At 62.2% G+C, this 26,968-nt stretch carries 23 protein-coding genes and 1 pseudogene; 5 read left to right on the top strand and 19 right to left on the bottom strand.

Annotated elements, in window-relative coordinates; translation table 11 throughout:
- Positions 1-72 precede the first annotated feature (72 nt).
- The 4 genes from dnaX (at position 73) to recR (ending at position 4,538) form a co-directional block, all read left to right on the top strand.
- Positions 73-2,148, top strand: a complete 2,076-nt coding sequence (dnaX, locus tag AB4O22_RS17445; RefSeq protein WP_223473046.1) for a DNA polymerase III subunit gamma/tau — start codon at positions 73-75, stop codon at positions 2,146-2,148.
- A 64-nt stretch (positions 2,149-2,212) separates the two neighbouring features.
- A complete protein-coding gene (locus AB4O22_RS17440) occupies positions 2,213-2,551 on the top strand; it encodes a YbaB/EbfC family nucleoid-associated protein (RefSeq protein WP_223473045.1) in 339 nt (112 codons plus the stop codon).
- Positions 2,552-2,834: 283 nt separating this feature from the next.
- A complete protein-coding gene (locus AB4O22_RS17435) occupies positions 2,835-3,869 on the top strand; it encodes an NADP-dependent oxidoreductase (RefSeq protein ID WP_003199583.1) in 1,035 nt (344 codons plus the stop codon).
- Between the two features lie 66 nt (positions 3,870-3,935).
- Positions 3,936-4,538: a recombination mediator RecR gene (gene recR / locus AB4O22_RS17430; RefSeq protein WP_003199585.1), complete on the top strand. Its 603-nt coding sequence runs from the start codon at positions 3,936-3,938 to the stop codon at positions 4,536-4,538.
- A gap of 129 nt (positions 4,539-4,667) precedes the next feature.
- Here the strand turns inward: recR and AB4O22_RS17425 are convergent, their stop codons facing one another.
- The 16 genes and pseudogenes from AB4O22_RS17425 to ccoN (AB4O22_RS17350) all read right to left on the bottom strand — a co-directional run bounded on the left by AB4O22_RS17425 (position 4,668) and on the right by ccoN (AB4O22_RS17350) (position 20,480).
- A complete protein-coding gene (locus AB4O22_RS17425) occupies positions 4,668-5,216 on the bottom strand; it encodes an adenine phosphoribosyltransferase (protein ID WP_003199587.1) in 549 nt (182 codons plus the stop codon).
- 76 nt (positions 5,217-5,292) lie between these two features.
- Positions 5,293-6,027 carry a fumarate/nitrate reduction transcriptional regulator Fnr gene (fnr, locus tag AB4O22_RS17420; RefSeq protein ID WP_003199588.1) on the bottom strand — a complete coding sequence of 245 codons (735 nt, stop codon included), beginning with the start codon at positions 6,025-6,027 and terminating at the stop codon, positions 5,293-5,295.
- Positions 6,028-6,121: 94 nt separating this feature from the next.
- A complete protein-coding gene (gene hemN, locus AB4O22_RS17415) occupies positions 6,122-7,504 on the bottom strand; it encodes an oxygen-independent coproporphyrinogen III oxidase (protein ID WP_460096830.1) in 1,383 nt (460 codons plus the stop codon).
- Positions 7,505-7,682: 178 nt separating this feature from the next.
- Positions 7,683-8,366, bottom strand: a complete 684-nt coding sequence (locus tag AB4O22_RS17410) for a sulfite exporter TauE/SafE family protein (protein ID WP_013692616.1) — start codon at positions 8,364-8,366, stop codon at positions 7,683-7,685.
- Positions 8,359-8,577, bottom strand: coding sequence for a cbb3-type cytochrome oxidase assembly protein CcoS (gene ccoS, locus AB4O22_RS17405; RefSeq protein ID WP_003183505.1), 219 nt, complete (start codon positions 8,575-8,577; stop codon positions 8,359-8,361). Before ccoS ends, AB4O22_RS17410 begins: the two co-directional genes overlap by 8 nt.
- Positions 8,578-8,601: 24 nt before the next feature.
- Entirely contained in the window at positions 8,602-11,052 is a 2,451-nt protein-coding gene (locus AB4O22_RS17400; RefSeq protein ID WP_223473043.1) for a heavy metal translocating P-type ATPase, read from the bottom strand.
- Between the two features lie 150 nt (positions 11,053-11,202).
- Entirely contained in the window at positions 11,203-11,742 is a 540-nt protein-coding gene (locus tag AB4O22_RS17395) for a FixH family protein (protein WP_003199599.1), read from the bottom strand.
- Between the two features lie 11 nt (positions 11,743-11,753).
- The gene (gene ccoG, locus AB4O22_RS17390; RefSeq protein ID WP_003199601.1) at positions 11,754-13,169 is read right to left on the bottom strand and encodes a cytochrome c oxidase accessory protein CcoG; all 1,416 of its coding nucleotides are present in this window, start codon (positions 13,167-13,169) and stop codon (positions 11,754-11,756) included.
- Positions 13,170-13,576: 407 nt separating this feature from the next.
- Complete coding sequence (gene ccoP, locus AB4O22_RS17385; protein ID WP_003199603.1) at positions 13,577-14,560, bottom strand: cytochrome-c oxidase, cbb3-type subunit III; 984 nt, start codon at positions 14,558-14,560, stop codon at positions 13,577-13,579.
- Positions 14,557-14,742: a CcoQ/FixQ family Cbb3-type cytochrome c oxidase assembly chaperone gene (locus tag AB4O22_RS17380; protein ID WP_003183474.1), complete on the bottom strand. Its 186-nt coding sequence runs from the start codon at positions 14,740-14,742 to the stop codon at positions 14,557-14,559. The genes ccoP (AB4O22_RS17385) and AB4O22_RS17380 overlap by 4 nt, the downstream gene beginning before the upstream one ends.
- 6 nt (positions 14,743-14,748) lie before the next feature.
- Positions 14,749-15,357, bottom strand: a complete 609-nt coding sequence (ccoO, locus tag AB4O22_RS17375) for a cytochrome-c oxidase, cbb3-type subunit II (RefSeq protein WP_003199605.1) — start codon at positions 15,355-15,357, stop codon at positions 14,749-14,751.
- A complete protein-coding gene (gene ccoN / locus AB4O22_RS17370; protein ID WP_003199607.1) occupies positions 15,357-16,799 on the bottom strand; it encodes a cytochrome-c oxidase, cbb3-type subunit I in 1,443 nt (480 codons plus the stop codon). The genes ccoO (AB4O22_RS17375) and ccoN (AB4O22_RS17370) overlap by 1 nt, the downstream gene beginning before the upstream one ends.
- Positions 16,800-17,280: 481 nt before the next feature.
- On the bottom strand, positions 17,281-18,234 hold the full coding sequence (ccoP, locus tag AB4O22_RS17365; RefSeq protein ID WP_003199609.1) for a cytochrome-c oxidase, cbb3-type subunit III: 954 nt from the start codon (positions 18,232-18,234) through the stop codon (positions 17,281-17,283).
- Positions 18,231-18,433: pseudogene (locus AB4O22_RS17360) on the bottom strand (cbb3-type cytochrome oxidase subunit 3). The gene ccoP (AB4O22_RS17365) and the pseudogene AB4O22_RS17360 overlap by 4 nt, the downstream one beginning before the upstream one ends.
- Before the next feature lie 3 nt (positions 18,434-18,436).
- Positions 18,437-19,045, bottom strand: coding sequence for a cytochrome-c oxidase, cbb3-type subunit II (gene ccoO, locus AB4O22_RS17355; protein WP_003199612.1), 609 nt, complete (start codon positions 19,043-19,045; stop codon positions 18,437-18,439).
- Positions 19,046-19,055: 10 nt separating this feature from the next.
- Entirely contained in the window at positions 19,056-20,480 is a 1,425-nt protein-coding gene (ccoN, locus tag AB4O22_RS17350; RefSeq protein WP_003199614.1) for a cytochrome-c oxidase, cbb3-type subunit I, read from the bottom strand.
- A 96-nt stretch (positions 20,481-20,576) separates the two neighbouring features.
- Between ccoN (AB4O22_RS17350) and AB4O22_RS17345 the strand changes: the two genes are divergently transcribed.
- Complete coding sequence (locus AB4O22_RS17345) at positions 20,577-21,269, top strand: alpha/beta family hydrolase (protein WP_003199616.1); 693 nt, start codon at positions 20,577-20,579, stop codon at positions 21,267-21,269.
- A 109-nt stretch (positions 21,270-21,378) separates the two neighbouring features.
- Here the strand turns inward: AB4O22_RS17345 and AB4O22_RS17340 are convergent, their stop codons facing one another.
- The 3 genes from AB4O22_RS17340 to acnA all read right to left on the bottom strand — a co-directional run bounded on the left by AB4O22_RS17340 (position 21,379) and on the right by acnA (position 26,889).
- Positions 21,379-22,944: a methyl-accepting chemotaxis protein gene (locus AB4O22_RS17340; RefSeq protein WP_460106030.1), complete on the bottom strand. Its 1,566-nt coding sequence runs from the start codon at positions 22,942-22,944 to the stop codon at positions 21,379-21,381.
- Positions 22,945-23,030: 86 nt separating this feature from the next.
- Positions 23,031-23,819, bottom strand: a complete 789-nt coding sequence (locus AB4O22_RS17335) for a CPBP family intramembrane glutamic endopeptidase (RefSeq protein WP_013692618.1) — start codon at positions 23,817-23,819, stop codon at positions 23,031-23,033.
- A gap of 328 nt (positions 23,820-24,147) precedes the next feature.
- A complete protein-coding gene (gene acnA, locus AB4O22_RS17330; RefSeq protein WP_003199621.1) occupies positions 24,148-26,889 on the bottom strand; it encodes an aconitate hydratase AcnA in 2,742 nt (913 codons plus the stop codon).
- Between the last annotated feature and the right edge of the window lie 79 nt (positions 26,890-26,968).

The raw sequence follows: 26,968 nt of genomic DNA, 5'->3' as shown, positions 1-26,968 counted from the left end.
CACACCGGATGCAATTTCGCCCCTGCTCCGCTAGCATTAGCCGCTTATGTTCCTTCGATGCGACGGTTTTCGATGAGTTATCAGGTTCTTGCACGTAAATGGCGTCCGCGCTCGTTCCGCGAAATGGTCGGCCAGACCCATGTGCTCAAGGCCCTGATCAATGCCTTGGACAGCCAGCGGCTGCACCATGCCTACCTGTTCACCGGCACCCGCGGCGTGGGCAAGACCACCATCGCGCGGATCATTGCCAAGTGCCTGAACTGTGAAACCGGCATTACCTCCACGCCCTGCGGCGAGTGTTCGGTCTGCCGGGAAATCGACGAGGGCCGTTTCGTCGACCTGATCGAGATCGACGCCGCCAGCCGTACCAAGGTCGAAGACACCCGCGAGCTGCTCGACAACGTGCAGTACGCGCCGAGCCGTGGGCGCTTCAAGGTCTACCTGATCGACGAAGTGCACATGCTCTCCAGCCATTCCTTCAATGCGCTGCTCAAGACCCTTGAGGAGCCGCCGCCCTACGTCAAGTTCATCCTGGCGACCACCGACCCGCAGAAACTTCCTGCAACGATTTTGTCGCGGTGCCTGCAGTTCTCCCTGAAGAACATGACGCCGGAACGGGTCGTCGAGCACCTGACGCATGTACTGGGCGTCGAGAACGTGCCCTTCGAGGACGATGCGCTGTGGCTGTTGGGCCGCGCCGCCGATGGTTCGATGCGCGACGCCATGAGCCTGACCGACCAGGCCATCGCTTTCGGTGAAGGCAAGGTCATGGCCGCGGATGTCCGGGCCATGCTCGGTACCCTCGATCACGGCCAGGTCTATGACGTTTTGCATGCGCTGATCGAAGGCGACGCGAAGGCGTTGCTCGAAGCGGTGCGTCACCTGGCCGAGCAGGGCCCGGACTGGAATGGCGTGCTCTCGGAAATTCTCAATGTGCTGCACCGGGTCGCCATCGCCCAGGCCTTGCCTGATGGCGTCGACAACGGCCACGGCGACCGTGATCGCGTACTGGCCCTGGCCCAGGCGTTGCCGGCCGAAGACGTGCAGTTCTATTACCAGATGGGTCTGATTGGTCGTCGCGACCTGCCCCTGGCACCGGATCCGCGCGGCGGCTTTGAAATGGTCCTGCTGCGAATGCTGGCGTTCCGGCCAGCCGATACGACGGACGTCCCGAGGCAAGCGCTAAAGCCAGTGGGGATCAGCCAGGCCACAGCTGATTCCGCCAAGCCAGTGGCTGCCGCGCCCGTCGTTGCGCCGGCAGTGGCTTCGGCTCCGGTAGCGCCGGCACCTGTGGCAGCACCGGCTCCGACACCCGTTGTCGCGGCCCCTGAGCCAGAACCTGAACCGGTCGTCGAGGCGCTGCCCGAACCGGTCGCTGAAGCCGTTGTCGATCTGCCCTGGAACGATCCGATCGAGCCCGAGGTTGTCCAGCAACCTGCCGTGGAGCCGGTTCTGGAGACCATCGCCGAGCAACCCGAGTTGCCGCCGATGCCTTTGCCGACGCCCGACAGTGTGGTGCCCGATGCACCGGAGTGGGTCGCCGCGCCGGTGCCCGAACCAACAGTGGCCGACGTCGATGTCGCCACGCCAGGCCTCGATCAGGACGACGAACCGCCGCTGGACGAGGATTACATCGAGCCAGACATGGATTCGGCCTACAGCTACCTGGACGACCTGGCCAGTGAGCACGCCGCTGAGCCGGCCCCGGAGCCCGAGCCGGAACCCGCGGCGATGCCGGCCACCGGGCTGGCCCTGCAATGGCTGGAGCTGTTTCCTAAACTGCCGATCAGCGGCATGACCGGCAGTATTGCCGCCAACTGCACGCTGATGGCCGTGGAAGGCGACCACTGGCTGCTGCACCTGGACCCGGCCCACAGCGCACTGTTCAACGCGACCCAGCAACGTCGCCTCAACGATGCGCTGAACCAGTATCACCAGCGCACCCTGACGCTGACCATCGAGCTGATCAAGCCCGAGCAGGAGACCCCGGCCCAGGCCGCGTCCCGGCGCCGTGCCGACCGTCAGCGCGAAGCCGAGGAGTCGATCCACGGTGATCCATTCATCCAGCAGATGATGCAACAGTTCGGCGCCGTGGTCCGTCACGATACTATCGAACCTGTCGAGGCCCCGGTCACCCAGGGCTCATAACTGAAGGCGCCGGGCCGAACGGGCCGGGCGCGTTGTTTATCCAAGTACTTTCGAGGTGATTCCCATGATGAAAGGTGGCATGGCCGGCCTGATGAAGCAGGCGCAGCAAATGCAGGAAAAAATGGCCAAGATGCAGGAAGAACTGGCCAACGCCGAAGTCACCGGCAAGTCCGGCGGCGACATGGTGACCGTGGTCATGACCGGTCGCCACGACATCAAGCGCGTCAGCATCGACCCAAGCGTGGTCGAAGGCATGAGCGAAGACGACAAGGAAATGCTCGAAGCCCTGTTCGCCGCCGCCGTCAATGACGCGGTGCGCAAGATCGAAGCCAACAGCCAGGACAAGATGTCTGGCATGACGGCCGGCATGCAACTGCCGCCGGGCATGAAACTGCCGTTCTGATTCGCCATCCCGGTCGGGATGGGCTACACACAATGCCAGGCATCGCGCCTGGCATTTTTGTTTCTGTCTAGGGGCGAGCGAAACCTTGCCTGTGAGAGCAAGGCTCTGTGGGAGCAAGGCTTGCCCGCGATGCAGACGCCTCGATTTGTCGGAACTGCGCGCCATCGTTCATCGCGGGCAAGCCTTGCTCCCACAAGTACCCGCTGAACAAACATCGAACGCCGCCCCCTCGGCAATGGTCTGCTCCCTATACGTGCCACTCAACGATCAAGGAGACGCTTCCATGTCACAAGCATCGACCTCCAACCAGCGCATCGTCCTTGCCTCCCGTCCTCACGGCGCCCCAACCGCGGACAATTTCCGCCTGGAGCACGTGACGCTGCCGGACCTGGCGCAGGGGCAGATCCTGCTCAAGACGCAGTTTTTGTCCTTGGACCCTTACATGCGCGGGCGAATGAGTGACGCGCCTTCCTACGCTGCTCCGGTAAAAATCGACGAGGTGATGACCGGCGGCGCCGTGAGCCGCGTGGAGCGCTCGATGCACCCGAAATTCCAGGAGGGTGATCTGGTGGTGGGGGCCACCGGTTGGCAGAGCCACAGCATCAGCGACGGGCGCAACGTGATGCCCGTCCCTTCGGGGCTGCCGAGCCCGTCGATGGCCCTGGGTGTGCTGGGCATGCCGGGCATGACCGCTTACATGGGGCTGATGGACATTGGCCAGCCCAAGGCCGGGGAAACCCTGGTGGTCGCGGCGGCCTCGGGTGCGGTGGGCTCGGTGGTTGGCCAGGTGGCGAAGATCAAGGGCCTGCGTGTCGTCGGCGTCGCGGGTGGCAGCGAGAAATGCAAGTACGTGGTCGACGAGCTGGGGTTTGACGCCTGTGTCGATCACAAGAGCGCACGTTTTGCCGAGGAGCTGGCGCAGGCTTGCGACAAGGGCATCGACATCTATTACGAAAACGTCGGTGGCAAGGTCTTCGATGCCGTCGTGCCGCTGCTCAACGCCAAGGCGCGGATCCCGCTCTGTGGCCTGATCGCTTCCTACAACGATCATCAAGCACCGAGCGGCCCGGATCGCTTGCCGCAGTTGCAGCGCACTTTGCTCAACAAGCGTGTGCGGATCCAGGGGTTTATCGTGTTTGATGACTACGGTGACCGTCAGCCGGAGTTCATCAGCGCCATGGCCCCTTGGGTGCGTGATGGCAAGGTCAAGTTCCGTGAGGATGTGGTCGATGGCCTTGAGAATGCGCCACAGGCGTTTATCGGGCTGTTGGAGGGGCGCAACTTCGGCAAGTTGGTGGTGCGGGTCGCGCAGGATTGAGTATTTGACGCTAATCGGAGGCACGGGTATAAACCGCGTCTCGTTGTTATGTCGGACATTTCCTCCATGAGCTTCAGCCCTTTGATTCGCCAACTGATCGATGCCCTGCGAACGTTGCCGGGTGTAGGTCAGAAAACTGCCCAGCGCATGGCGTTGCAATTGCTCGAGCGTGATCGCAGCGGCGGTTCGCGCCTGGCCCAGGCCCTGAGCCAGGCCATGGAAGGCGTAGGGCATTGCCGTTTGTGCCGCACCCTCACCGAAGACGACCTCTGCCCGCAATGTGCCGACCCGCGTCGGGACGACAGCCTGCTCTGCGTGGTGGAAGGGCCGATGGATGTGTATGCGGTAGAGCAGACCGGTTTTCGTGGCCGTTATTTCGTGCTCAAGGGCCATTTGTCACCGCTCGACGGCTTGGGGCCTGAAGCCATCGGCATTCCGCAGTTGATCGCGCGGATCGAAGAAGCGGGTACGTTCACGGAAGTCATCCTCGCTACGAACCCGACGGTCGAAGGCGAAGCCACCGCCCATTACATCGCCCAACTGCTCAACAACAAAGGCCTGATCGCCTCGCGCATCGCCCACGGCGTGCCGCTGGGTGGGGAGCTTGAGTTGGTGGATGGCGGGACACTGGCGCATTCGTTTGCGGGGCGCAAGCCGATCGCGTTGTAACAGCAACCAATCCCTTGTGGGAGCGAGCTTGCTCGCGATAGCGGTAGATCAGCCAATATCTATGCTGGCTGACACATCGCTATCGCGAGCAGGCTCGCTCCCACAGGGGTTGTGTTTCGTTGCCGAGGATTATTTTTCGCTGAGCGAGAACTGCGTCAGGCAGAACGTGGGAATCCCCATGTCTTCCAGGCGCTGGGAGCCGAGCAGCTCCGGCAGGTCGATGATCGCCGCGGCTTCGTGGACCTTGGCGCCCATGCGGCGGATCAGGTTGGCGGCGGCGATCAGCGTGCCGCCAGTGGCAATCAGGTCATCGAACATCACCACCGAATCACCCTCGCACAAGCTGTCGGCATGCACTTCAAGGAAGGCTTCGCCGTATTCGGTCTGGTAACCCTCGGCCAGCACATCGGCCGGCAGCTTGCCTTGCTTGCGGAACAAGATCAGCGGCTTGTTCAGCTGGTAGGCCAGGATCGAGCCAATCAGGAAACCCCGCGCATCCATCGCGCCGATGTGAGTGAACTCGGCCTCGACATACCGGTGGGCGAAACTGTCCATGACCAGTCGCAGGGCGGTCGGGGATTGGAACAGGGGGGTAATGTCGCGAAAGATCACGCCGGGCTTGGGGAAATCGATCACGGGGCGGATCAGGGATTTGATATCGAAGGAGTCAAAGACCATCGTGGAGGTGTCCTGGCTGAGCTGCAAACGCGGCAGTATAGCGCGGCTGGGAACATCCCTCAGCCGCGCGCGGCCATCAGCCTTCGATCGAGCCGCCGGCCAGGGCGCAGAGCTGGATCGGGTCGAGAATGTGAATTTCCTTGCCTTCGGCGGCAATCAACTCGTTCTGCTGGAAGCGGGTGAAGACCCTGGACACGGTTTCCACCGCCAGGCCCAGGTAATTGCCGATTTCGTTGCGCGACATGCTCAAGCGGAACTGGTTGGCCGAGAACCCACGGGCGCGGAAGCGTGCCGAGAGGTTGACCAGGAACGTGGCGATACGCTCGTCGGCGGTTTTTTTCGAAAGCAGCAGCATCATTTGCTGATCGTCACGGATTTCCCGGCTCATGACCCGCATCAACTGGCGGCGCAGTTGCGGCAGCTGTATGGCCAGCTCGTCCAGGCGATCGAAGGGAATTTCGCACACCGAGGTGGTTTCCAGCGCCTGGGCCGAGACCGGATGGGACTCGGTGTCCATGCCGGACAGGCCCACCAGTTCGCTGGGCAGGTGGAAGCCGGTGAGCTGTTCTTCGCCGCCATCGCTCAGGTTGAAGGTCTTCAAGGCGCCCGAGCGCACCGCATAGACCGAATCGAAGGTATCGCCCTGGCGAAACAGGAATTCACCTTTTTTCAACGGGCGGCCCCGTTTAACGATGTCATCCAGCGCGTCCATGTCCTCCAGGTTCAGCGAAAGCGGCAGGCAGAGGGGGGCCAGGCTGCAATCCTTGCAATGGGCCTGGTTGTGGGCGCGCAGTTTGACTGGCTCGGACATTTCTTAAATCCTTGTGGGAAATCACGCATAAGGCGTAAGGGTACCCCAGAGATGGCACTCCGGCCAGTGCGATGTCGTCGTCAAATTGTCGCGCTCAAATGACTCGGGAGAAGCGTTGGCGATTGTGCTGGTCCAAGTAGGCATCGAATACCATGCACACGGATCGCACCAGCAGGCGCCCGGCGGGCAATACCCGGATATGGGTGTCATCCAGCTCGATCAGCCCATCCGCGGCCATGGCCTGCAATTGCGGCCATTGCGGCGCGAAGTAACCACGAAAGTCGATGTTGAAGGTTTGCTCGATCTCGGCGAAGGGCAGGTGGAAATGACAGATCAACTGCTGGATCACCGCGCGCCGCAACCGGTCGTCGGCATTGCAGATCAGCCCGCGACTGGTCGCCAGTTGCCCGTCGGCGAGGGTGTTCTGGTAATGGTTCAGGTCACTGCTGTTCTGGCAATACAAATCGCCGATCTGGCTGATGGCTGACACGCCAAGGCCGATCAGGTCGCAATGGCCATGGGTGGTGTAGCCCTGGAAGTTGCGCTGCAACGTGGCCTCTTCCTGAGCGATTGCCAGTTCGTCGTCGGGCAGGGCGAAGTGGTCCATGCCGACGTAGCGGTAGCCGGCGGCGGTCAGTTGTTCGATGGTGCCTTGCAGCATCGCCAGTTTCTGCTCCGGGGTCGGCAAGTCCTGGCTGTTGATGCGCCGCTGGGGCATGAAGCGTTCCGGCAGGTGGGCGTAGTTGAACACCGAGAGCCGGTCCGGTTGCAGGTGGATGACTTCCTGGACGGTGCGGGCGAAGTTTTCCGGGGTCTGCTTGGGCAGGCCGTAGATCAGGTCAATGTTGATCGAGCGGAATTGCAAGGTCCGGGCGGCTTCGACCACTGCGCGGGTTTCCTCGAGGCTTTGCAGGCGATTGACGGCCCGCTGCACCGCTGGATCAAGTTCTTGCAGGCCGATACTGACCCGGTTGAAACCCAGTTCGCGCAACAGGCCCATGGTCGACCAGTCGGCTTCCCTGGGGTCGATTTCGATGCCGTAGTCGCCGGAATCGTCGTCCAGCAGGTTCAGGTGCTGGCGCAGCTTGGCCATCAGTTGGCGCAGCTCATCGTGGCTGAGGAATGTCGGGGTACCGCCGCCAAAGTGCAACTGTTCTACGCGCTGGGTGGGGTCCAGGTGGCAGCCGATCAGTTGGATTTCCTGTTCCAGGCGTTGCAGGTAGGCGTGGGCGCGGCCGCGGTCCTTGGTGATGACCTTGTTGCAGGCGCAGTAGTAGCAAATGTTCGCGCAGAACGGTATGTGCACGTACAGCGACAGCGGCCGCAGGGCCTTGCGGCTGTCGCGCAGGGCGTGGAGCAGGTCGAAGGTACCCACCTGGCTGCCGAACTGCGCCGCCGTGGGGTACGAGGTGTAGCGTGGTCCCGCCAGGTCGTAACGGCGGATAAGATTTGAGTCCCAACAAATGGTGTCGAGCATGCGGGCATTCCCCGGATAGACTGGCATGGGGCGAGTCTAGGGGCGCGTGGGCGTGGCCGTTTTGATTTGCGTCAACGGGGCATCGGAGTTGTCGATGCAGGCCTCATCGCGGGCAAGCTCGCTCCCACAGGAGACTTTCCATGTGGGAGCGAGCTTGCTCGCGATTGGGGCAACTCGGTCAGTGCCCCATGAGCCAATGTTGATGCGGCCCCGGCAGTGTCCATACCCCGAAAATAATCACCAACAAACCACCGGCCATGCGCACGCTGCGTTTGCGCAGCAGGGCGGTGACGCGTTCGGCGGCCAGGCCCGTGGCGAGCAGCACCGGCCAGGTGCCCAGGCCGAAGGCGAGCATCAGCAGCGCGCTGTCCAGTGCATTGCCTTGGCTGGCGGACCAGAGCAGGGTGCTGTAGACCAGGCCGCACGGTAGCCAGCCCCACAGCGCGCCGAGCAGCAAGGCCCGAGGCAGGCTCGACACCGGCAGCAAACGGTTGGCGACGGGTTGGATGTGTCGCCACAAGCCGCGTCCCACACCTTCGATGCGAGTCAGGCCGCTCCACCAGCCCGCCAGGTACAGGCCCATGGCAATCAACAGCAAGCCGGCCAGCACCCGCATGATCATCGCTGCCGGGCTGTTGGACACGGCCCAACCGGCCAGGCCGATCAGCAACCCGGCGGTGGCGTAGCTCAGGATCCGTCCCAGGTTGTACGCCAGCAGCAACCGGAAGCGCCGGCTACGCTGTTCCTTGGGAATCGCCAGGGTCAGGGCGCCCATCAGGCCGCCGCACATGCCCAGGCAGTGTCCACCGCCGAGCAGGCCAAGGATGACCGCAGAAACCAACAGGGGTGCCAGGTCAAGCATGGGGCGGGGCCTTGTCGTCCGGCTTGCGGGCTTCGCCGCTGGCTTCGTCCACCGCCGCCTTGTGGTTCGGGTCCTGATCGTCGAACAGAATGCTGTGGGCCGGACCGTCGAGGTCGTCGTACTGGCCGCTGTCCACGGCCCAGAAGAAAATGTACACGGCGATGGCCACGATCAGCAGCGCGGCCGGGATCATCACGTAGAGAGCTGGCATGTCGGAACTCCATGCCCGCGCGGCTCAGGCCGGCAGCGGGCGGGTATCGGGCGTGGCGTCGAAAACCTGCGTCTTGGGCTGACGTGTCAGCCTCAGCGCATTCAACACCACGGTCAACGAACTGATGGACATGCCGACCGCCGCCCACACCGGGGTAATCCAGCCAAGGGCGGCGAACGGCAACATGAGGCCATTGTACAACCCTGCCCACACCAGGTTCTCAATGATCACCCGGCGGGTGCGTCGAGCCAGACTGAAGGCGTGGATCAGGGCGTCGAGGCGGTTGGACAGCAGCACCGCGTCGGCGCTGGTCTTGGCCAGGTCGGTGGCCGAGCCCATGGCGACACTGATGTCCGCTGCCGCCAGCACGGGCACGTCGTTCACCCCATCGCCGAGCATCAGCACCTTGCGGCCCTGTTGATGCAACTGCTGCAACACGGCCAGTTTGTCGTCCGGGCGCAGGCCGCCGCGAGCCTCATCGATGCCCAGTTCGGCGGCGACGCTGGCAACCATGGGCGAACTGTCACCCGACAACAGCAGCGTCCGCCAGCCCCGTGCCTTGCAGGCCGCCAGCAGCGCCGGGGCTTCGACGCGCAAGCGGTCATCGAGGACGAACCAGGCCAAGGGCCCGATCTCATCGCCGAGCAACAGCCATTGCCCGGGTTCGTCCGGCATTTGCGGTACGACGGCGCCACTCAGTTCGCAGACAAAACCCGGCTGACCGATGCGCAGGCGCTGTTCCGCCACGAGGCCTTCCAGCCCCAGCCCCGGGGTGCTTTGTACCTGCTCGGCGGCCAATGGCGCGCGGCCGAAGGCGCGGGCGATGGGGTGTTCCGAGCGGTTCTCCAGGGCAGCGGCCAAGCCCAGGCATTGATCACTGTCGAGGGCCGCCAATGGCCGAATGGCGCGCAACGCCAGGCGGCCTTCGGTGAGGGTACCGGTCTTGTCGAAAATCACCGTATCGATCTGGTTCAGGCCTTCCAGCACATGCCCGCGCGTCAGCAGCAGGCCGAGCTTGTGCAAGGTGCCGGTAGCGGCGGTGAGGGCGGTCGGCGTGGCGAGTGACAACGCGCAAGGGCAGGTGGCGACGAGCATCGCCAGGACGATCCAGAACGCGCGCGAAGCGTCCAGTTGCCACCACACCAGCCCGATGACGGCAGCGGCGACCAAGGAGAACAGCAAGAACCATTGGGCGGCGCGGTCGGCGATTTCCGCCAGTCGCGGCTTCTCGGCCTGGGCCCGCTCCAGCAGCCGCACGATGGCGGACAACCGGGTGTCTTGCCCGAGGGCCAGCACCTCGACCGTCAAGGCCCCTTCGACGTTCAGCGTGCCGGCGGTGACCGCGTCGCCCACCTGGCGAGGTTGTGGCAGGTATTCACCGGTCAGCAGCGATTCGTCGATGCTGGACTGGCCATCCAGGATCTTGCCATCGGCCGGCAGGACTGCCCCGGGATGCACCAGCACCCGGTCACCGGTGCGCAATTCGCTGAGCAGGATGCGTTCACTCTGGCCGTTATCCTCCAGGCGCAGGCACGAGGCCGGCAACAGATTGACCAGTTGGGCGGTGGCGGCAGCCGTGCGTTCCCGAGCCCGGCGTTCCAGGTAACGGCCGGCCAGCAGGAACAGGGCGAACATGCCAACGGCATCGAAGTACAACTCGCCGACCCCGGTGATCGACGTCCAGATCCCGGCAACGTAGGCACTGCCGATGGCCAGGGACACGGAAACGTCCATGGTCAGGTGGCGGGTGCGCAGGTCGCGCATGGCGCCTTTGAAGAACGGCGCGCAGCTATAGAAGACGATGGGCGTGGTGAGGAACAGGGCAACCCAGCGCAGGATGGTGTGCATCTCCGGGCTCAGGTCGATGTTGAATTCTGGCCAGGTGGCCATGGTCGCCATCATCGCCTGGAACCACAACAGACCGGCCACGCCCAATTGGCGCAGGGCCAGGCGGTTTTGTGCGGCGAGTTGTTCACAGGCCTGGTCGGCCTGGTACGGGTGCGCTACGTAGCCGATCTGGCGCAATTCGGCGAGCAGCGTGCTCAGCGGTAGTTGAGCGTCGGCCCAACGTACATGCAGGCGATGATTGGACAGGTTCAATCGCGCTTCGGCCACGGCCGGCAGGCTGCGTAATTGTTTTTCAATCAGCCAGCCGCAGGCGGCGCAACTGATGCCTTCCATCAACAGGGTGGTTTCGGCCAGTTCGCCTTCATGGCGCACGAATGATTGCTGTACGTCAGGGCGATCGTAGAGCGCCAGTTCATCGGTCAACTGGACGGGCAGGGATTCGGGATTGGCCGACGCTTCGCTGCGATGCTGGTAATAACTTTCCAGGCCTCCGGCGACAATGGCCTCGGCCACCGCCTGGCAGCCCGGGCAGCACAGCTCGCGGGTTTCACCGAGGACAACGGCGGTGAAGCGACTGCCCGGGGGGACGGGCAGGGCGCAGTGGTAGCAGGGCTGTGGAGTGGTCATTGCGTGTTCACAGAACGTTGTCCAATGATCGTTCCCACGCTCTGCGTGGGAATGCATCCTGTGACGCTCCGCGTCACGCTTAGAAGGGACGCAGAGCGTCCCGGGCCGCGTTTCCACGCGGAGCGTGGGAACGATCAGAAGCGCCGTCGTTTATTTCTTCAGGTCTTCAGCGCCTTGCAGCGGTTCATCGCCAAGCAAGAGGTCCTGGCCGTGATTGATCTGTTCTTCTTCGAACAGGCGCCAGGTCTTGTCGTTCTCCACACCCAGCAATTCGACAAAGCGCCGGCCTTCGACCTTGTCGGTCAACTGGCCGACGTAGCGCCCCGGTTCACTGTCGTTGCGGGTCAGGACGATCTTGCGGTCCTTCTCCGGCTGGGTCGGCGAGATCAGGCTCAGTTCCAGGGTCTGGGGACGGCTGTTGCCGTTCAGGCGCAGGTTCACTTCACCGGTGAGCTCGTCCAGTTGCACGTTGGCACGCAGTTGCAGGGTCTGGGCCAGCAATTCGCGCTCCAGCGAGCGGTTGATACCCTTGCCGGCTTCGTAATAGTTGTCGTTGACCAGGTTGTCCGGGTTCTTCACCGCAATGGTCACCATCGTCAGGCTCAGTGTCACCGAACAGGTCAGGATCGCGATGATGATCCACGGCCAGAGGTGCTTGTACCAAGGGCTGGAGGCGGTTGCTGCAGGCATGTTCAGTTCTCTCAACGAGTTTGTGGGCCGATGAACCGGCTCTTGGCTTCGACATGTACGCTTTCGTCATCGGCATCCTTGAGGATGAAGGTCACCTCGTTGGTGCTCGATGGCAGTTGTTCCGGTGCGCTGGACAGCTCGACCGGCTGGCTGTAGATCTCGCCGGCCGCGACCTTGATTTCCCGCCGGCCTTGCAGCTTGAGGTCGGGTAGGCCGGCGGCTTCCAGGACATACGTGTGGTCGCGTTGGTCTTTGTTCATGATCTTCAGGCTGTAGACGTTCTCGATCCGGCCTTCGGCGTTTTCACGGTAGAGCACGCGGTCCTTGCTGACGTCGAAACCCACCAGCGAGCGCATGAAGAACGCCGCCGCCAACAGGCTCATCATGGTCAGCAGCACCAAGGCATAACCGATCAGGCGCGGGCGCAGTTTATGGGTTTTCTGCCCCGAAAGGTTGTGTTCGGTGGTGTAGCTGATCAGGCCGCGTGGATAATCCATTTTGTCCATGATGTTGTCGCAGGCATCGATACAGGCCGCGCAGCCGATGCACTCGATCTGCAGGCCGTCGCGGATGTCGATACCGGTAGGGCAGACCTGGACGCACATGGTGCAGTCGATGCAATCCCCCAGGCCCAGGGCTTTGTAGTCAACGCCTTTCTTGCGCGGGCCACGGCTTTCGCCACGACGCGGGTCGTAGGAAACGATCAAGGTGTCCTTGTCGAACATCACGCTCTGGAAGCGTGCGTAAGGGCACATGTAGATACACACTTGCTCACGCAGCCAGCCAGCGTTGCCGTAGGTGGCGAGGGTGAAGAAACCCACCCAGAAATACGACCAGCCATCGGCCTGGCCGGTAAAGAACTCGAACACCAGTTCGCGGATTGGCGTGAAGTAACCGACAAAGGTCATGCCGGTGACGAAACCTATCAGCAGCCACAGGCTGTGCTTGGCGAGCTTGCGCAGGAATTTGTTGGCGCCCATGGGGGCCTTGTCGAGCTTGATGCGCTGGTTGCGGTCGCCTTCGGTGACTTTTTCGCACCACATGAAGATCCAGGTCCACACGCTCTGTGGGCAGGTATAGCCACACCACACTCGTCCGGCATAGACCGTGATGAAAAACAGGCCAAAGGCGGCAATGATCAACATCCCCGAGAGCAGGATGAAATCCTGGGGCCAGAAGGTGGCGCCGAAAATAAAGAATTTGCGCTCTGGCAAGTTCCACCAGACGGCCTGATGACCACCCCAGTTCAGCCAGACCGTACCGAAATACAGCAGGAACAATAGCGCGCCGCCAGCCATTCGCAGGTTGCGGAACAGGCCAGTGAAGGCGCGGGTGTAGATTTTTTCCCGAGAGGCATACAGGTCGACGCTTTTGTTCGCGTCCTTGGCAGGCGGGGTGACGTCATGTACCGGAATCTGGTTACTCATCGAATGCATCCCACGGCAGTGGAAAAGTGCCGGGGCCAGTACGTGCCGACCACGGTCAGAAAGGGTGTTGCGGTGGCGCAATGATACGCCTGTCGCTCTAGCCCAAGGGTGCGACCTTTGGTCGCGTTGGGGGTCTGCATAGAATGGTGTAGCGGATGTAACAAGTCATGACTCAGATCAATTGACTATAGACTTTCTGTGGCGTTGGCGAGCCGAAGGGCATCTTGTGATGACTGCCGAATATGCATCAGCCAACCCACGGGTCGAGCACTGCCACGCCGATGTAGGCATGTTGCTACCGGGGCGGGTGGCCGACAGGCGAAACAGATTTACCCAGGTTTTCGGCCGGTAACAAAAAGGCCCCGCCAATCAGATTGGCGGGGCCTTTGGTGTATCAGCTACTCGTCTTACTGGGCGTCAGCGGCCGGAGCCTTTTCGCCATGAGACAGGCTATAGACATAGGCGGCCAGCAAGTGGACCTTGTCGTTGCCTTGCAGGTCAGCCTGGGCAGGCATCTGGCCCTGGCGGCCGTAGCGGATGGTCTGCTGCAGTTGAGCGAAGCTCGAACCGTAGATGAACGCCGCAGGGTGCGTCAGGTCAGGTGCGCCCATGGCGGGCGTGCCTTTGCCGGCTGGGCCATGGCAGGCCACGCAGTTGGCCGCGAACAGTTTCTGGCCGTTGGCCGGATCGGCCTTGGCGCCTTCCGGCAGTTTGCGGCCGTGCAGGCTGGTCACCAGGTAGGAAGCCACGTCAGCGACGCCTTGCTCGCCAACCACGGCAGCCCAGCCCGGCATCACGGCGTGACGACCGCCCATGATGGTGGTCTTGATGGTTTCCGGCTCACCGCCCCAGCGCCAGTCGGCGTCGGTCAGGTTGGGGAAGCCATAGGCACCCTTGGCGTCGGAACCATGGCAAACCGAGCAGTTGGAGGCGAACAGGCGGCCACCCATCTTCAGGGCTTGCGGGTCCTTGGCGACTTCTTCGATCGGCATGGAGGCGAACTTGGCGAAGATCGGACCGAACTTGGCGTCCGAGCGAGCCATTTCCTTTTCCCACTCGTGAACACCTGTCCAGCCGGTCTGGCCGTTGGCGAAGGCGGTCTGCTTTTCGGTGTCCAGGTAGTTATAGCCTGGCAGCAGGCCTTTCCAGTTGCCCAGGCCAGGGTAGAGCACCAGGTAACCGAGGGCGAACACGATGGTGCCCACGAACAGCATGAACCACCATTTCGGCAGTGGGTTGTCGTATTCCTCGATCCCGTCGAACGAGTGGCCGACGGTCTCGTCCGTCTGCTCGGCGCGCTGGCCCTTGCGGGTCGACAGCAGCAGCCAGGTCAGGGAGAAGATCGTTCCCAGGCTGAGGACTGTGACGTACAGACTCCAGAATGTAGTCATTCTTTGTTACTCCTAGAAGCTTGCTCGACGTGCTTGATGGCTTCGGGATCATCCGCGAACGGCAGCAAGGTCGCGTCGTCAAACTCCGACTTGCGCTTGGGGCTGAACACCCACAGGGCCAGACCGATGAAGGCCACCATCACGACGACGGTGCCCAGGCCGCGAATCATCCCGATATCCATAAAGAATCACCGTTTGCTTTTGATGATGGTGCCCAGGCCTTGCAGATAGGCCACCAGCGCGTCCATTTCAGTCTTGCCCTTGACGGCATCCTTGGCACCGGCGATGTCTTCGTCGGTGTAAGGCACGCCCAGGGTGCGCAGGACTTCCATTTTCTTGGCGGTGTCTTTGCCGTCGAGCTTGTTTTCTACGAGGAACGGGTAGGCCGGCATTTTCGACTCAGGCACTACGTTGCGCGGGTTGTACAAGTGCGCACGGTGCCAGTCGTCGGAGTAGCGGCCGCCAACGCGGGCCAGGTCCGGACCGGTACGCTTGGAACCCCACAGGAATGGGTGGTCCCAGACGCTTTCACCGGCGACCGAATAGTGGCCATAGCGTTCGGTTTCGGCGCGGAACGGACGGATCATCTGCGAGTGGCAGCCGACACAACCGTTGGCGATATAGATGTCACGGCCTTCCAGCTCAAGGGCGGTACGTGGCTTCATGCCTTCGACCGGCTTGTTGGTCACGTCCTGGAAGAACAGCGGAACGATCTGGGTCAGGCCGCCGATGCTCACGGCGATGACCATGAAGAAGGCCAGCAGGCCGATATTCTTCTCTACTGCTTCGTGCTTCATCAGTGAGCTCCAACTACGGCGATCTTGGCGGCGGCTTCAGCTTCAGCCGGGTCAGAGGCACGAACGGTGCGGTACACGTTGTAGGCCATGAACAGCATGCCGCTGGCGAAGAACGCGCCGCCCAGGGCTCGGACGATATAGCCCGGGTGGCTGGCTTGCAGGGCTTCGACGAACGAGTAGGTCAGGGTGCCGTCGTCGTTGATCGCACGCCACATCAGGCCTTGGGTGATGCCGTTGACCCACATCGAGGCGATGTAGAGCACGGTGCCGATGGTCGCGAGCCAGAAGTGCGCGTTGATCAGGCCGGTGCTGTGCATCTGCGCACGACCGAACAGTTTCGGGATCATGTGGTAGATGGCGCCGATGGAAATCATCGCAACCCAGCCGAGCGCACCAGCGTGTACGTGGCCGATGGTCCAGTCGGTGTAGTGGCTCAGGGAGTTGACGGTCTTGATCGCCATCATCGGGCCTTCGAAGGTCGACATGCCGTAGAACGCCAGCGACACAACCAGGAACCGCAGGATCGGGTCGGTGCGCAGCTTATGCCAGGCGCCCGACAGGGTCATCATGCCGTTGATCATGCCGCCCCAGCTTGGCGCCAGCAGGATGATCGACATCGCCATGCCCAGGGACTGCGCCCAGTCCGGCAGTGCGGTGTAGTGCAGGTGGTGGGGACCGGCCCAGATGTACAGGGTGATCAGCGCCCAGAAGTGGACGATGGACAGGCGATAGGAATAGATCGGACGCTCGGCCTGTTTCGGCACGAAGTAGTACATCATCCCCAGGAAGCCCGTGGTCAGGAAGAAGCCTACGGCGTTGTGGCCGTACCACCACTGGATCATCGCATCCGTCGCGCCCGAATAGGCCGAGTACGACTTGAAGAAGCTGACCGGCAGGGAAGCGTGGTTGACGATGTGCAGCATGGCTGTCACGACGATGAACGCACCGTAGAACCAGTTACCGACGTAGATGTGCTTGGTCTTGCGCTTGACGATGGTGCCGAAGAACACCAGACCGTAGGTCACCCAGACGATGGCCAGCAGGATAGCCAGGGGCCATTCCAGCTCAGCGTATTCCTTGGTGGTGGTGTAACCCAGTGGCAAGGTCACGATCGCACCGACGATGACCGCTTGCCAGCCCCAGAAGGTGAAGGCGGCGAGGCTGTCGGAGATCAGTCGCGTTTGGCAGGTTCGCTGCACGACGTAGTAAGAAGTGGCAAACAATGCACAACCACCGAAGGCGAAGATCACCAGGTTGGTGTGCAGCGGGCGCAGGCGTCCAAATGTCGTCCATGGCAGATCGAAGTTCAACTCCGGCCAGACCAGTTGCGAGGCGATGAAGACACCGAGCCCCATGCCAAGGATCCCCCAGACCACCGTCATGATGGCGAACTGGCGGACTACCTTATAGTTATAAGCAGTCGGACTGATTGCTGTGCTCATTCTAAGGTTCCACGGTTTGGGTGTTTTATTAGGATAAAAATCGGTCGCAAGTATGGAGAAAGCGGGGGGTCATTGCAACGCGCCATGACCTGGGTCAATGCTTTCCAAAGCTGATTCTGCGGCCTTTCCATGTTCCTTGTAGGGACAAAAATGGCCCACGGCAAAATGTCGCAACGAAGGAATGAGGCGAGGGGGTCAGGTCGGTTGTAACGGGGTGTGTTCAAACACAGCGTTCGGGTGATGCCAGGCAACTGTCGCAACAGCCGGTATTCACCTGCCTTTGCGGCCTTTTTGACGAACGATTGTCGAACGCATCGGGTCGGGTCGACCTGAAACCGGCAGTCGCCAGCGCACGCAAAGGCAAGCTTAGACCCGATTCCGGGGAACCGAAAGAAAGACTATGGGAGGGTGCGACAATGCGTCGCGCAGGGACACGGAGCAGCCGCATCCAGACGGATGCGGCTGTTCACGCGGTCAAGATTTATTCGCTTTTGTGTTCGGCTTGCAGGCGCTCGGCACCGGCGGTGTGGGACAGACTGTAGACGTAGGCGGCCAGCAGCTGCACCTTGTCATTGCCCAGCAACTCATTCTGCGCTGGCATGTGGCCCTGGCGACCATGGCGAATGGTCTGCTGCAACTGTGCCAGGCTGGTGCCGTAGATGAAGCCGGCCGGTTTCGTCAGGTTCGGCGCGCCCATGGCTTCGGTTCCCTGGCCGTTGGCGCCGTGGCAGGCGACACAGGTGGTGCTGAAGGCCTGTTGGCCGGCTTGCAGGTCGGCACCACTGTCCGCCGGCAGAGGCAGACCGGCCAAATCGTGGCGTACGTACGCGGCCACGTTCTTGACCCCGGCCTCTCCCAGCACTTCACCCCAGGCCGGCATCGCCGCCATGCGGCCGCCCATGATGGTGGTCTTGATGGTGTCGGCAGCGCCGCCCCAGCGCCAGTTGCTGTCGACCAGGTTCGGGAAGCCGAAGGCACCCTTGGCGTCCGAACCGTGGCAGACCGAGCAGTTGGAGGCGAACAGGCGGCCACCCATCTTCAAGGCTTGTGGGTCCTTGGCCACTTCCTCCACAGGCATGGCGGCGAATTTGGCGAAGATCGGCCCGAACTTGGCGTCGGCCTTGGCCATTTCCTTTTCCCATTCATGGGCGCCGGTCCAGCCGTTCTCGTAGCCTGGCAGGATGCCTTTCCAGTTGCCCAGGCCCGGATAGAGGACCAGGTAGCCGACGGAAAACACCAGGGTGCCGGCGAACAACAGGAACCACCACTGCGGCAGCGGGTTGTCGTACTCCTCGATGCCGTCGAAGCTGTGGCCCATGGTCTGGTCGACGCTGCCCTTGGTCTCGCCCTTGCGAGTGCCGATCAGCAACCAAGTCAGGCCGATGAGGCTGCCGATGGTCAGTACGCAGATCCACGTACTCCAGAAGGTGGTCATGGCCGGGTACTCCTTGTTGCAGGGTCTTGGGGGTGGCGATGTCGGCAGGTGGCTCGTCGGCGAACGGCAGCAGGCGCGCTTCGGCGAACTCTGGACGACGTTTGCTGCTGAATACCCACAGGGTCAGGCCGATGAAGGCGATGAACACCACGACCGTGCCCAGGCCGCGGATCATTCCAGTACTCATTTCAAGAACCATGGCTCACCTCTTGCTCTTGATGGCAGTGCCGAGCACTTGCAGGTAGGCCACCAGCGCGTCCATTTCGGTCTTGCCCTTGAGCGAGGCCGTCGCGCCTGCGATGTCGTCATCGGTATACGGCACGCCCAGGGTGCGCATGGCGCGCAGCTTGCCTTCGGTGTGGCTGCTGTCTACCGCGTGGGTCACCAGCCACGGGTAGGCCGGCATTTTCGACTCGGGCACGACGTTGCGCGGGTTGTACAAGTGGGCGCGGTGCCAATCATCGGAGTAGCGCGCGCCGACCCGTGCCAGGTCCGGCCCGGTGCGCTTGGAGCCCCACAGGAATGGATGGTCCCAGACGCTTTCGCCGGCGACGGAGTAGTGGCCGTAGCGCTCGGTCTCGGCGCGGAACGGACGGATCATCTGCGAGTGGCAGCCGACGCAGCCTTCACGGATGTAGATGTCGCGGCCTTCCAGTTGCAGGGCGGTGTAGGGCTTCATGCCGTCTACCGGTTTATTGGTCACGTCCTGGAAGAACAGCGGCACGATCTGGGTCAGGCCGCCAATGCTCACGGCCAGGACCATCAGCAGCATCAGCAGGCCGACGTTTTTTTCGATTGTTTCGTGTTTCATGGTGGACTCCTCAGGCCATCTGCGCGGCAGCGGCGGCTTCGGCAGGCTGGTAGGCCCGCACGGTGCGCCAGGTGTTGTAGGCCATCAGCAGCATGCCGAGGAGGAAGATCGACCCGCCCGCCAGCCGCACGACGAAGCCTGGGTGGCTGGCCACCAGGGTTTCGACGAAGGAGTAGGTGAGCGTGCCGTCCTCGTTCACCGCACGCCACATCAGGCCCTGGGCGATGCCGTTGACCCACATCGAGGCGATGTAGAGCACGGTGCCGATGGTTGCGAGCCAGAAGTGCGCGTTGATCAGGCCGATGCTGTGCATCTGTGGCCGGCCGAAGACTTTCGGGATCATGTGGTACAGCGCGCCGATGGAAATCATTGCCACCCAGCCGAGCGCGCCGGCATGTACGTGGCCGATGGTCCAGTCGGTGTAGTGGGAGAGGGCGTTGACGGTCTTGATCGCCATCATCGGACCTTCGAAGGTCGACATGCCGTAGAACGCCAGGGACACCACCAGGAACCGCAGGATCGGGTCGCTGCGCAGCTTATGCCAGGCCCCCGACAGGGTCATCATGCCGTTGATCATGCCGCCCCAGCTTGGCGCCAGCAGGATCAGCGACATCACCATGCCCAGCGACTGTGCCCAGTCCGGCAGCGCGGTGTAGTGCAGGTGGTGGGGACCTGCCCAGATGTACAGGGTGATCAGCGCCCAGAAGTGCACGATGGACAAGCGATAGGAATACACCGGGCGCTCGGCCTGCTTCGGCACGAAGTAGTACATCATCCCCAGGAAGCCTGCGGTGAGGAAGAAGCCCACGGCGTTGTGGCCGTACCACCATTGCACCATCGCGTCCGTGGCCCCGGCGTACACCGAGTAGGACTTGGTGAAGCTCACTGGCAGTTCCAGGTTGTTGACGATGTGCAGGATCGCCACGGTCAGGATGAACCCGCCGAAGAACCAGTTACCGACGTAGATGTGCTTGGTGTTGCGCTTGGCCACGGTGCCGAAGAACACGATGGCGTAGGCCACCCAGACGATGGTGATCAGGATGTCGATCGGCCATTCCAGCTCGGCGTATTCCTTGGAACTGGTGTAGCCCAGTGGCAGGCTGATGGCCGCCAGCAGGATCACCAGTTGCCATCCCCAGAAGCAGAACGCGGCGATTTTCGGCGCGAACAGCTGCGTCTGGCAGGTGCGTTGCACCGAATAGAACGAACTGGCGAACAGGGCGCAACCGCCGAAAGCGAAGATCACTGCGTTGGTGTGCAGTGGGCGCAGGCGGCCGAAGCTGGTCCATGGCAAATCGAAGTTGAGTTGTGGCCAGACCAATTGGGCGGCGAGAAAAACCCCGAGCCCCATGCCGACGATGCCCCACACCACCGTCATAATGGCGAATTGGCGGACCACCTTGTAGTTGTAGGCGGTACTGATAGAAGTGTTCATGGTTCCCCATCCACGGTTCAGCCGAAGTGAGCGCCTGCGCAAGGCAGTGCGGCGTTCTTCGCCTGGAGTTATAGGCAGACTAAAAGCGAGGTCAGCATGGACAAACAGCACAAGGCCAGTATTGACGGGGATCAATGGGCGCGATGTGTAGCCGAACATGGCTGGTTATGGACAGCCGGACAATCGGTCGCTGGCGCCAAGGCGCCAACCCTGATCCTGGCCCATGGTGCCGGTGCGCCAATGGACAGTGGCTTTATGGAGGAAATGGCCGCGCGCCTTGCCGCGCATGGTGTCAACGTGTTGCGTTTCGAGTTTCCCTACATGGCCCAACGGCGCCAGGACGGGGGCAAGCGTCCGCCCAACCCGGCACCTAAGCTGCTGGAATGCTGGCGGGAGGTGTACACCACGGTGCGGCCTTATGTCGCTGGGCGGCTGGCGGTGGGGGGCAAGTCCATGGGCGGGCGCATGGCGAGCCTGCTGGCCGATGAGTTGGGCGCCGATGCGCTGGTGTGCCTGGGGTATCCCTTCTATGCGGTGGGCAAGCCGGAGAAACCACGGGTCGAGCACCTGGCGGCGTTGAAAACCCGGACCATGATCGTCCAGGGCGAGCGCGATGCGCTGGGCAATCGGGAGGCGGTGCAGGGCTACACCTTGTCACCGAGCATCGAGGTGTTGTGGTTGGTGGCGGGGGATCATGACCTCAAGCCGCTGAAGGCTTCGGGGTTCAGTCATGAGCAGCATCTGGAGGCGGCGGCGCAGAGAGTGGCCGGGTTTCTTCTTCAGAAATGATGATGCTGTTGCCGGCCTTATCGCGAGCTTGCTCGCGATAGCGATCTATCAGGCAACAAAAAACCCGGAAGCTTTCGCTGTCCGGGTTTTTTGATCAAGCCAACATCTATCAGCGATTAAACCGCTCCACCAACGAATACTGCGTGTTGGCCGTGCGGGTCAGCTCTTCGCTCAGCAGCGCCGAGCTGTGAGCCTGGCCAGAGGTCTGGTCGGCGAGAGCCGAGATGTTGCTGATGTTGCGGCTGATCTCCTCGGCCACTGAGCTTTGCTCCTCGGTGGCGGCGGCGATTTGGGTGGTCATGTCGGTGATGTGGGCCACCGCTTCGCTGATCCCCACCAGCGCCTCGTCCGCTTCCATGACCCGGGCCACGCCTTCTTCGGCCTGGCGATGGCCAGCGTCCATGGTCTGCACGGCGTTGGTGGCGGTCTGCTGGAGCTTGGCGATCAGGGCGTGGATCTGCCCGGTGGATTCGCTGGTGCGTTGTGCCAGTTGCCGCACTTCGTCAGCCACCACGGCAAAACCACGGCCCATCTCCCCGGCACGGGCCGCTTCGATGGCGGCGTTGAGGGCCAGCAGGTTGGTCTGGTCGGCGATGCCTTTGATCACGTCTACCACGCCACCGATCTCGTCGCTGTCCTTGGCCAACTGGGTCACGGTCTGCCCGGTTTCGCCGACCACCACCGACAGGCGCTCGATGGCTTCGCGGGTTTCGCCGGCGATGTCGCGGCCGCGGCTGGTCAGGCGGTTGGCTTCCTGGGTGGCATCGGCGGTGCGCTGCACGTGGCTGGCGACTTCCTGGGTCGTTGCGGCCATCTGGTTGACGGCCGTGGCGACCTGTTCGGTTTCCACCCGCTGGCGCTCCAGACCGCTGGAACTGTCATGGGCCAGGGTGTTGGACTGGCGAGCCTGGTCGTTAAGGTGCTCGGCGGTGTCCTGCAGGCGGGTCAGGCAGGTTTTCAGGCGCGCCTCCTGGCTGAGGATCGACATCTCCAGGCGTGCCTGGACGCCGCGGCTGTCGGTGTACATCCGGGCGATCAGCGGGTCGGACGTGGTCTGTTCGGCCAGGCGCAGCAGGCGCTTGATCCCGCGTTGCTGCCATTGCAGGCCCATCAGCCCCAAGGGCACCGCCAGCACGGCCGCCAGGGCAAAGCCCCAGGAGGAATCCAGGAACGCGCCGACGACGAAACTCAACTGGCTGACCAGGATAAACGGTAGCCAGTCCTGCAGCATGGGCACCCATTTGTCGCTGCCCGGAACCGCGGACTTGCCTTGGTTGATGCGTTGATAAAGCGCTTCGGCCCCGGCGATCTGTTCGGCGGAGGGCTTGACCCGCACCGATTCGTAGCCGACCACCTGATTGCCCTCGAACACAGGCGTGACATAGGCGTTGACCCAGTAATGGTCGCCGTTCTTGCTGCGATTCTTGACGATGCCCATCCATGGCAAGCCTTGTTTCAGCGTACCCCACATGTGTGCGAACACCGCGGATGGGACGTCGGGATGGCGCACGAGATTGTGCGGCGAACGAATCAGTTCTTCCTTCGAATACCCGCTGATGTCAACGAATGCGTCGTTGCAGTAGGTGATCACGCCCTTGGCGTCGGTGGTCGAAATCAATCGTTGCTGGGCCGGGAAGGTCCTTTCGCGTTGTGTGACGGGTTGGTTGTTACGCATGTGTGTAGATCCGCAAGGCTTTGAAAGGCTATGAAAGGTTGTCGGCGGTGTCAGGTTTAAATTGAAGTTATTTTTGCCTGTCGCTATCACGCCAGCATCGGGTAGGTAAATAGGGCGAAATGAAGCAGATTGAGGAGAAAATGCGTGGCAATCGCCGCACCCAGGCCGCCAAAACGATATGCCAGGCCGTAGCCGACCCCCGCCAGGCCCGACAGCAGCACCCATTGCCAACCTGCGCCAGCGTGTACCAGGCCGAACAGCAGCGAGGTCAGGAGCAGCGCCAGGTTGTCGCCGTAACTCAGGTGTTTGAAGCGCTGGCTCAAGCCTCCCTGAATGTAGCCGCGAAACAGCGCTTCCTCCACGAGCGTCACCAATAAAAGATTATTGAGCACCCACAGCCAGGCGTGCTCCGGCCACTTTGGTGCCCAGTGGATCATGCCCAGCAGCATCGCCCCGCCGAGGGCCAGCACCGCGCTCAGCGCCAGACCCAGGGCCGTGGCATAGACCGACAGGCGCAACGAGCGCCGACCGACGATCCAGGGGCAGGCCAGCAGCAGCCAGAATCCGATCAGGGGCTTGTCCTGGTTGAGGTACATGGCAAATGGCGCGGCGTCGTCGGTCAAGCGTTGCGCGGGGATCACCCGCCCGTTGAAGAAGCCGGGCATCCAATGCAAGGCCAACGCCAGGGCCATTACCACAAATAGAATGTGACCGAGAAACCGGCCGATTGGCATGGGTTGCTGGCGAACGGCATACCCGGCGAACAGCAATAGCGCGACTGAGATGAGGGCGGTCCAGGCCAACTGACCGTAAGCCAGGGCCAGGCCATAGCCGATGGCGAGCATGGCCAGGTAGGGCCAAGGTAAAGCGGGCATATAACATCCTTTTAGACGGTAGAGCTTTGGGCGAAAGTGGCCGCCGCGTCTATGACGCCGCCAGGTCGCGCAAAGAACACGTTTTGTATCCATGCAGGTTCATGCGTAGGAGGGTGCAAGCCGTTGGCTGACTCTGTTCCGTGAGTGCCGACGGGATTATAGGCAGGCTCGTGCAAAAACGCCGCCTGTTAAAACGCTAATGACGGTCAGGCAGCCGCAGAACCTGTGGGAGCGAGCTTGCTCGCGATAGAGGCTTGTCAGTCAACATCGATGTTGGCTGTTCTACCGCTATCGCGAGCAAGCTCGCTCCCACAGGGGGTGCTTATCTTTAACTGGCAATCAATTGCCGCAACACATAGTGAAGGATCCCGCCGGCCTTGAAATATTCCACTTCATTCAAGGTATCGATCCGGCACAACACTTCGATTCGCTCCTGGCTGCCGTCCTCGCGGGTAATGACCAGGGGCAGGTTCATGCGCGGCGTCAGTTCGACGTTGTTGAGCCCGAGGATGTCCAGGGTTTCCTTGCCCGTGAGGTTCAGGCTCTTGCGGTTCTGGTCGAGCTTGAACTGCAACGGCAGCACGCCCATGCCCACCAGGTTGGAGCGATGGATACGCTCGAAGCTTTCGGCGATCACCGCCTTGACCCCCAGCAGGTTCGTGCCCTTGGCTGCCCAGTCCCGGCTCGACCCGGTGCCATATTCCTGGCCGGCGATCACCACCAATGGTGTGCCTGCGGCCTGGTACAGCATGGCGGCGTCGTAGATCGGCATTCGTTCGCCACTGGGAATGTAGATCGTGTTGCCGCCTTCTTCGCCGTCGAGCATTTCGTTGCGAATGCGGATATTGGCGAAGGTGCCGCGCATCATCACCTGGTGGTTGCCGCGCCTGGACCCGTAGGAGTTGAAGTCTCGCGGCTCCACGCCTTGTTCGCGCAGGTAGCGACCGGCCGGGCTGTCCGCCTTGATATTGCCAGCCGGGGAGATGTGGTCGGTGGTCACCGAGTCTCCCAGCAGGGCCAGGACCCGGGCGCCTTCGACGTTCCTGACAGCCGGTGGCGGCCCGTCGATGTCGTCGAAGAACGGCGGGTGCTGGATGTAGGTCGAGTCGTCCTGCCAGACGTAAGTCGCCGCTTGCGGCACTTCGATGGCCTGCCATTGCTCGTCACCGGCAAACACGGCGGCGTATTCCTTGTGGAACATGCTGGTGTTGACCTGGGCCACGGCGGCGGCCACTTCCTGGCTGCTGGGCCAGATGTCCCGCAGGTACACCGGCTTGCCGTCCCGGTCGTTGCCCAGCGGCTCGCTACTGATATCGATACGCACCGTGCCGGCCAGGGCATAGGCGACCACCAGTGGCGGCGAGGCCAGCCAGTTGGTCTTCACCAGTGGATGCACCCGGCCTTCGAAGTTGCGGTTGCCTGACAATACCGAGGCCACCGTCAGGTCGGCTTTCTGGATGGCTTTTTCGATGGGCTCCGGCAATGGTCCGGAGTTGCCGATGCAGGTGGTGCAACCATAGCCCACCAAGTCGAAACCAAGTTTATCCAGGTACTCGGTCAGGCCGGCCGCCTTGTAGTAGTCGGTGACCACCTTGGAGCCCGGCGCCAGGGAACTCTTGACCCAAGGCTTGCGGGTCAGGCCTTTCTCCACGGCTTTTTTCGCCAGCAGCCCGGCGGCCATCATCACGCTGGGGTTGGAGGTGTTGGTGCACGAAGTAATGGCGGCAATCACCACCGCGCCGTTTTTCAGGCGATGGGTGTGGCCTTCGAATTCATATTCGGCTTCGCCCACCTGATCGGCATTGCCCACCGCGACGCCACCGCCACCTTCACTTTCCAGGCGACCTTCTTCTTTGCTGGTGGGTTTGACCTGCAACCCCAGGAAGTCGCTGAAAGCCTGGCCGACATTCGGCAACGAGACCCGGTCCTGCGGGCGTTTCGGTCCGGCGAGGCTGGCTTCGACGCTGCTCATGTCCAGCTCCAGGGTGTCGGTGAACACCGGTTCCTGGCCGGGCAAGCGCCACAGGCCCTGGGCCTTGCAATAGGCCTCGACCAATTTCACCGTTTCCGCTGGGCGTCCCGACAGGCGCAAGTAATCCAGGGTCACATCGTCCACCGGGAAGAAACCGCAGGTGGCGCCATATTCCGGGGCCATGTTGGCGATGGTGGCGCGGTCGGCCAGGGGCAGGTCGGCAAGGCCGTCGCCATAGAACTCGACGAATTTGCCCACCACGCCTTTCTTGCGCAGCATCTGCGTGACGGTCAGCACCAGGTCGGTGGCGGTGATGCCTTCGCGCAGCTTGCCGATGAGTTTGAAGCCAATGACCTCGGGAATCAGCATCGACACCGGTTGGCCGAGCATGGCGGCTTCCGCCTCGATCCCGCCGACGCCCCAGCCCAGCACGCCGAGGCCATTGATCATGGTGGTGTGGGAGTCGGTGCCCACCAGGGTGTCGGGGAACGCGTAGGTGCGACCGTCTTCCTCTTTGGTCCACACGGTGCGGCCCAGGTATTCGAGGTTGACCTGATGGCAGATGCCAGTGCCCGGCGGCACCACGCTGAAGTTGTCGAAAGCGCTCTGGCCCCAACGCAGGAAGGCGTAGCGTTCGCCGTTGCGTTGCATTTCGATGTCGACGTTCTGCTCGAACGCCTGGCTGCTGGCGAATTTGTCCACCATCACCGAGTGGTCGATCACCAGGTCCACCGGCGACAGCGGGTTGATCCGCTGGGGATCGCCGCCGGCCTTTTCCACGGCGGCGCGCATGGCGGCCAGGTCGACCACGGCGGGGACGCCGGTGAAGTCTTGCATCAACACCCGGGCGGGGCGGTATTGAATCTCGCGGTCGGAACGGCGCTCCTTGAGCCACCCGGCCAGGGCCTTGAGGTCGGTGCCGGTGACGGTTTTTTCATCTTCCCAGCGCAGCAGGTTTTCCAGCAGTACCTTCAACGACATGGGCAGTTTGTCCAGGTCGCCCAGGCTTCGGGCAGCATCCGGCAGGCTGAAGTAGTGGTAGGTCCTGGCGTCGACTTGCAGTGTTTTAAGGGTTTTCAGGCTATCGAGGGACGGCATTGAAATCACTCCTTTGAGTCCGCACGGCTACGGACTGACGGAACGGACAGAGCCTTTAACCTAGCCCTGTTTTGAGCGT

This window comes from Pseudomonas sp. S3_B11 (assembly GCF_054667715.1).
This window is presented reverse-complemented; position numbering and strand designations above follow the sequence as displayed.

What these genes read in the sequence shown, in the direction of transcription:
- ccoN (WP_003199614.1), bottom strand. Translation starts at nt 20,480, where the DNA reads ATGAACACTTCTATCAGTACCGCCTACAACTACAAGGTGGTCCGCCAA.
- AB4O22_RS17400 (WP_223473043.1), bottom strand. Translation starts at nt 11,052, where the DNA reads ATGACCACTCCACAGCCCTGCTACCACTGCGCCCTGCCCGTCCCCCCG.
- AB4O22_RS17380 (WP_003183474.1), bottom strand. Translation starts at nt 14,742, where the DNA reads ATGGATATCGGGATGATTCGCGGCCTGGGCACCGTCGTCGTGATGGTG.
- recR (WP_003199585.1), top strand. Translation starts at nt 3,936, where the DNA reads ATGAGCTTCAGCCCTTTGATTCGCCAACTGATCGATGCCCTGCGAACG.
- ccoO (WP_003199612.1), bottom strand. Translation starts at nt 19,045, where the DNA reads ATGAAACACGAAACAATCGAAAAAAACGTCGGCCTGCTGATGCTGCTG.
- ccoP (WP_003199603.1), bottom strand. Translation starts at nt 14,560, where the DNA reads ATGACTACATTCTGGAGTCTGTACGTCACAGTCCTCAGCCTGGGAACG.
- AB4O22_RS17395 (WP_003199599.1), bottom strand. Translation starts at nt 11,742, where the DNA reads ATGCCTGCAGCAACCGCCTCCAGCCCTTGGTACAAGCACCTCTGGCCG.
- hemN (WP_460096830.1), bottom strand. Translation starts at nt 7,504, where the DNA reads ATGCTCGACACCATTTGTTGGGACTCAAATCTTATCCGCCGTTACGAC.
- ccoP (WP_003199609.1), bottom strand. Translation starts at nt 18,234, where the DNA reads ATGACCACCTTCTGGAGTACGTGGATCTGCGTACTGACCATCGGCAGC.
- acnA (WP_003199621.1), bottom strand. Translation starts at nt 26,889, where the DNA reads ATGCCGTCCCTCGATAGCCTGAAAACCCTTAAAACACTGCAAGTCGAC.
- ccoO (WP_003199605.1), bottom strand. Translation starts at nt 15,357, where the DNA reads ATGAAGCACGAAGCAGTAGAGAAGAATATCGGCCTGCTGGCCTTCTTC.
- AB4O22_RS17335 (WP_013692618.1), bottom strand. Translation starts at nt 23,819, where the DNA reads ATGCCCGCTTTACCTTGGCCCTACCTGGCCATGCTCGCCATCGGCTAT.
- fnr (WP_003199588.1), bottom strand. Translation starts at nt 6,027, where the DNA reads ATGTCCGAGCCAGTCAAACTGCGCGCCCACAACCAGGCCCATTGCAAG.
- ccoG (WP_003199601.1), bottom strand. Translation starts at nt 13,169, where the DNA reads ATGAGTAACCAGATTCCGGTACATGACGTCACCCCGCCTGCCAAGGAC.
- ccoN (WP_003199607.1), bottom strand. Translation starts at nt 16,799, where the DNA reads ATGAGCACAGCAATCAGTCCGACTGCTTATAACTATAAGGTAGTCCGC.
- AB4O22_RS17410 (WP_013692616.1), bottom strand. Translation starts at nt 8,366, where the DNA reads ATGCTTGACCTGGCACCCCTGTTGGTTTCTGCGGTCATCCTTGGCCTG.
- AB4O22_RS17345 (WP_003199616.1), top strand. Translation starts at nt 20,577, where the DNA reads ATGGACAAACAGCACAAGGCCAGTATTGACGGGGATCAATGGGCGCGA.
- AB4O22_RS17340 (WP_460106030.1), bottom strand. Translation starts at nt 22,944, where the DNA reads ATGCGTAACAACCAACCCGTCACACAACGCGAAAGGACCTTCCCGGCC.
- ccoS (WP_003183505.1), bottom strand. Translation starts at nt 8,577, where the DNA reads ATGCCAGCTCTCTACGTGATGATCCCGGCCGCGCTGCTGATCGTGGCC.
- AB4O22_RS17440 (WP_223473045.1), top strand. Translation starts at nt 2,213, where the DNA reads ATGATGAAAGGTGGCATGGCCGGCCTGATGAAGCAGGCGCAGCAAATG.
- AB4O22_RS17425 (WP_003199587.1), bottom strand. Translation starts at nt 5,216, where the DNA reads ATGGTCTTTGACTCCTTCGATATCAAATCCCTGATCCGCCCCGTGATC.
- AB4O22_RS17435 (WP_003199583.1), top strand. Translation starts at nt 2,835, where the DNA reads ATGTCACAAGCATCGACCTCCAACCAGCGCATCGTCCTTGCCTCCCGT.
- dnaX (WP_223473046.1), top strand. Translation starts at nt 73, where the DNA reads ATGAGTTATCAGGTTCTTGCACGTAAATGGCGTCCGCGCTCGTTCCGC.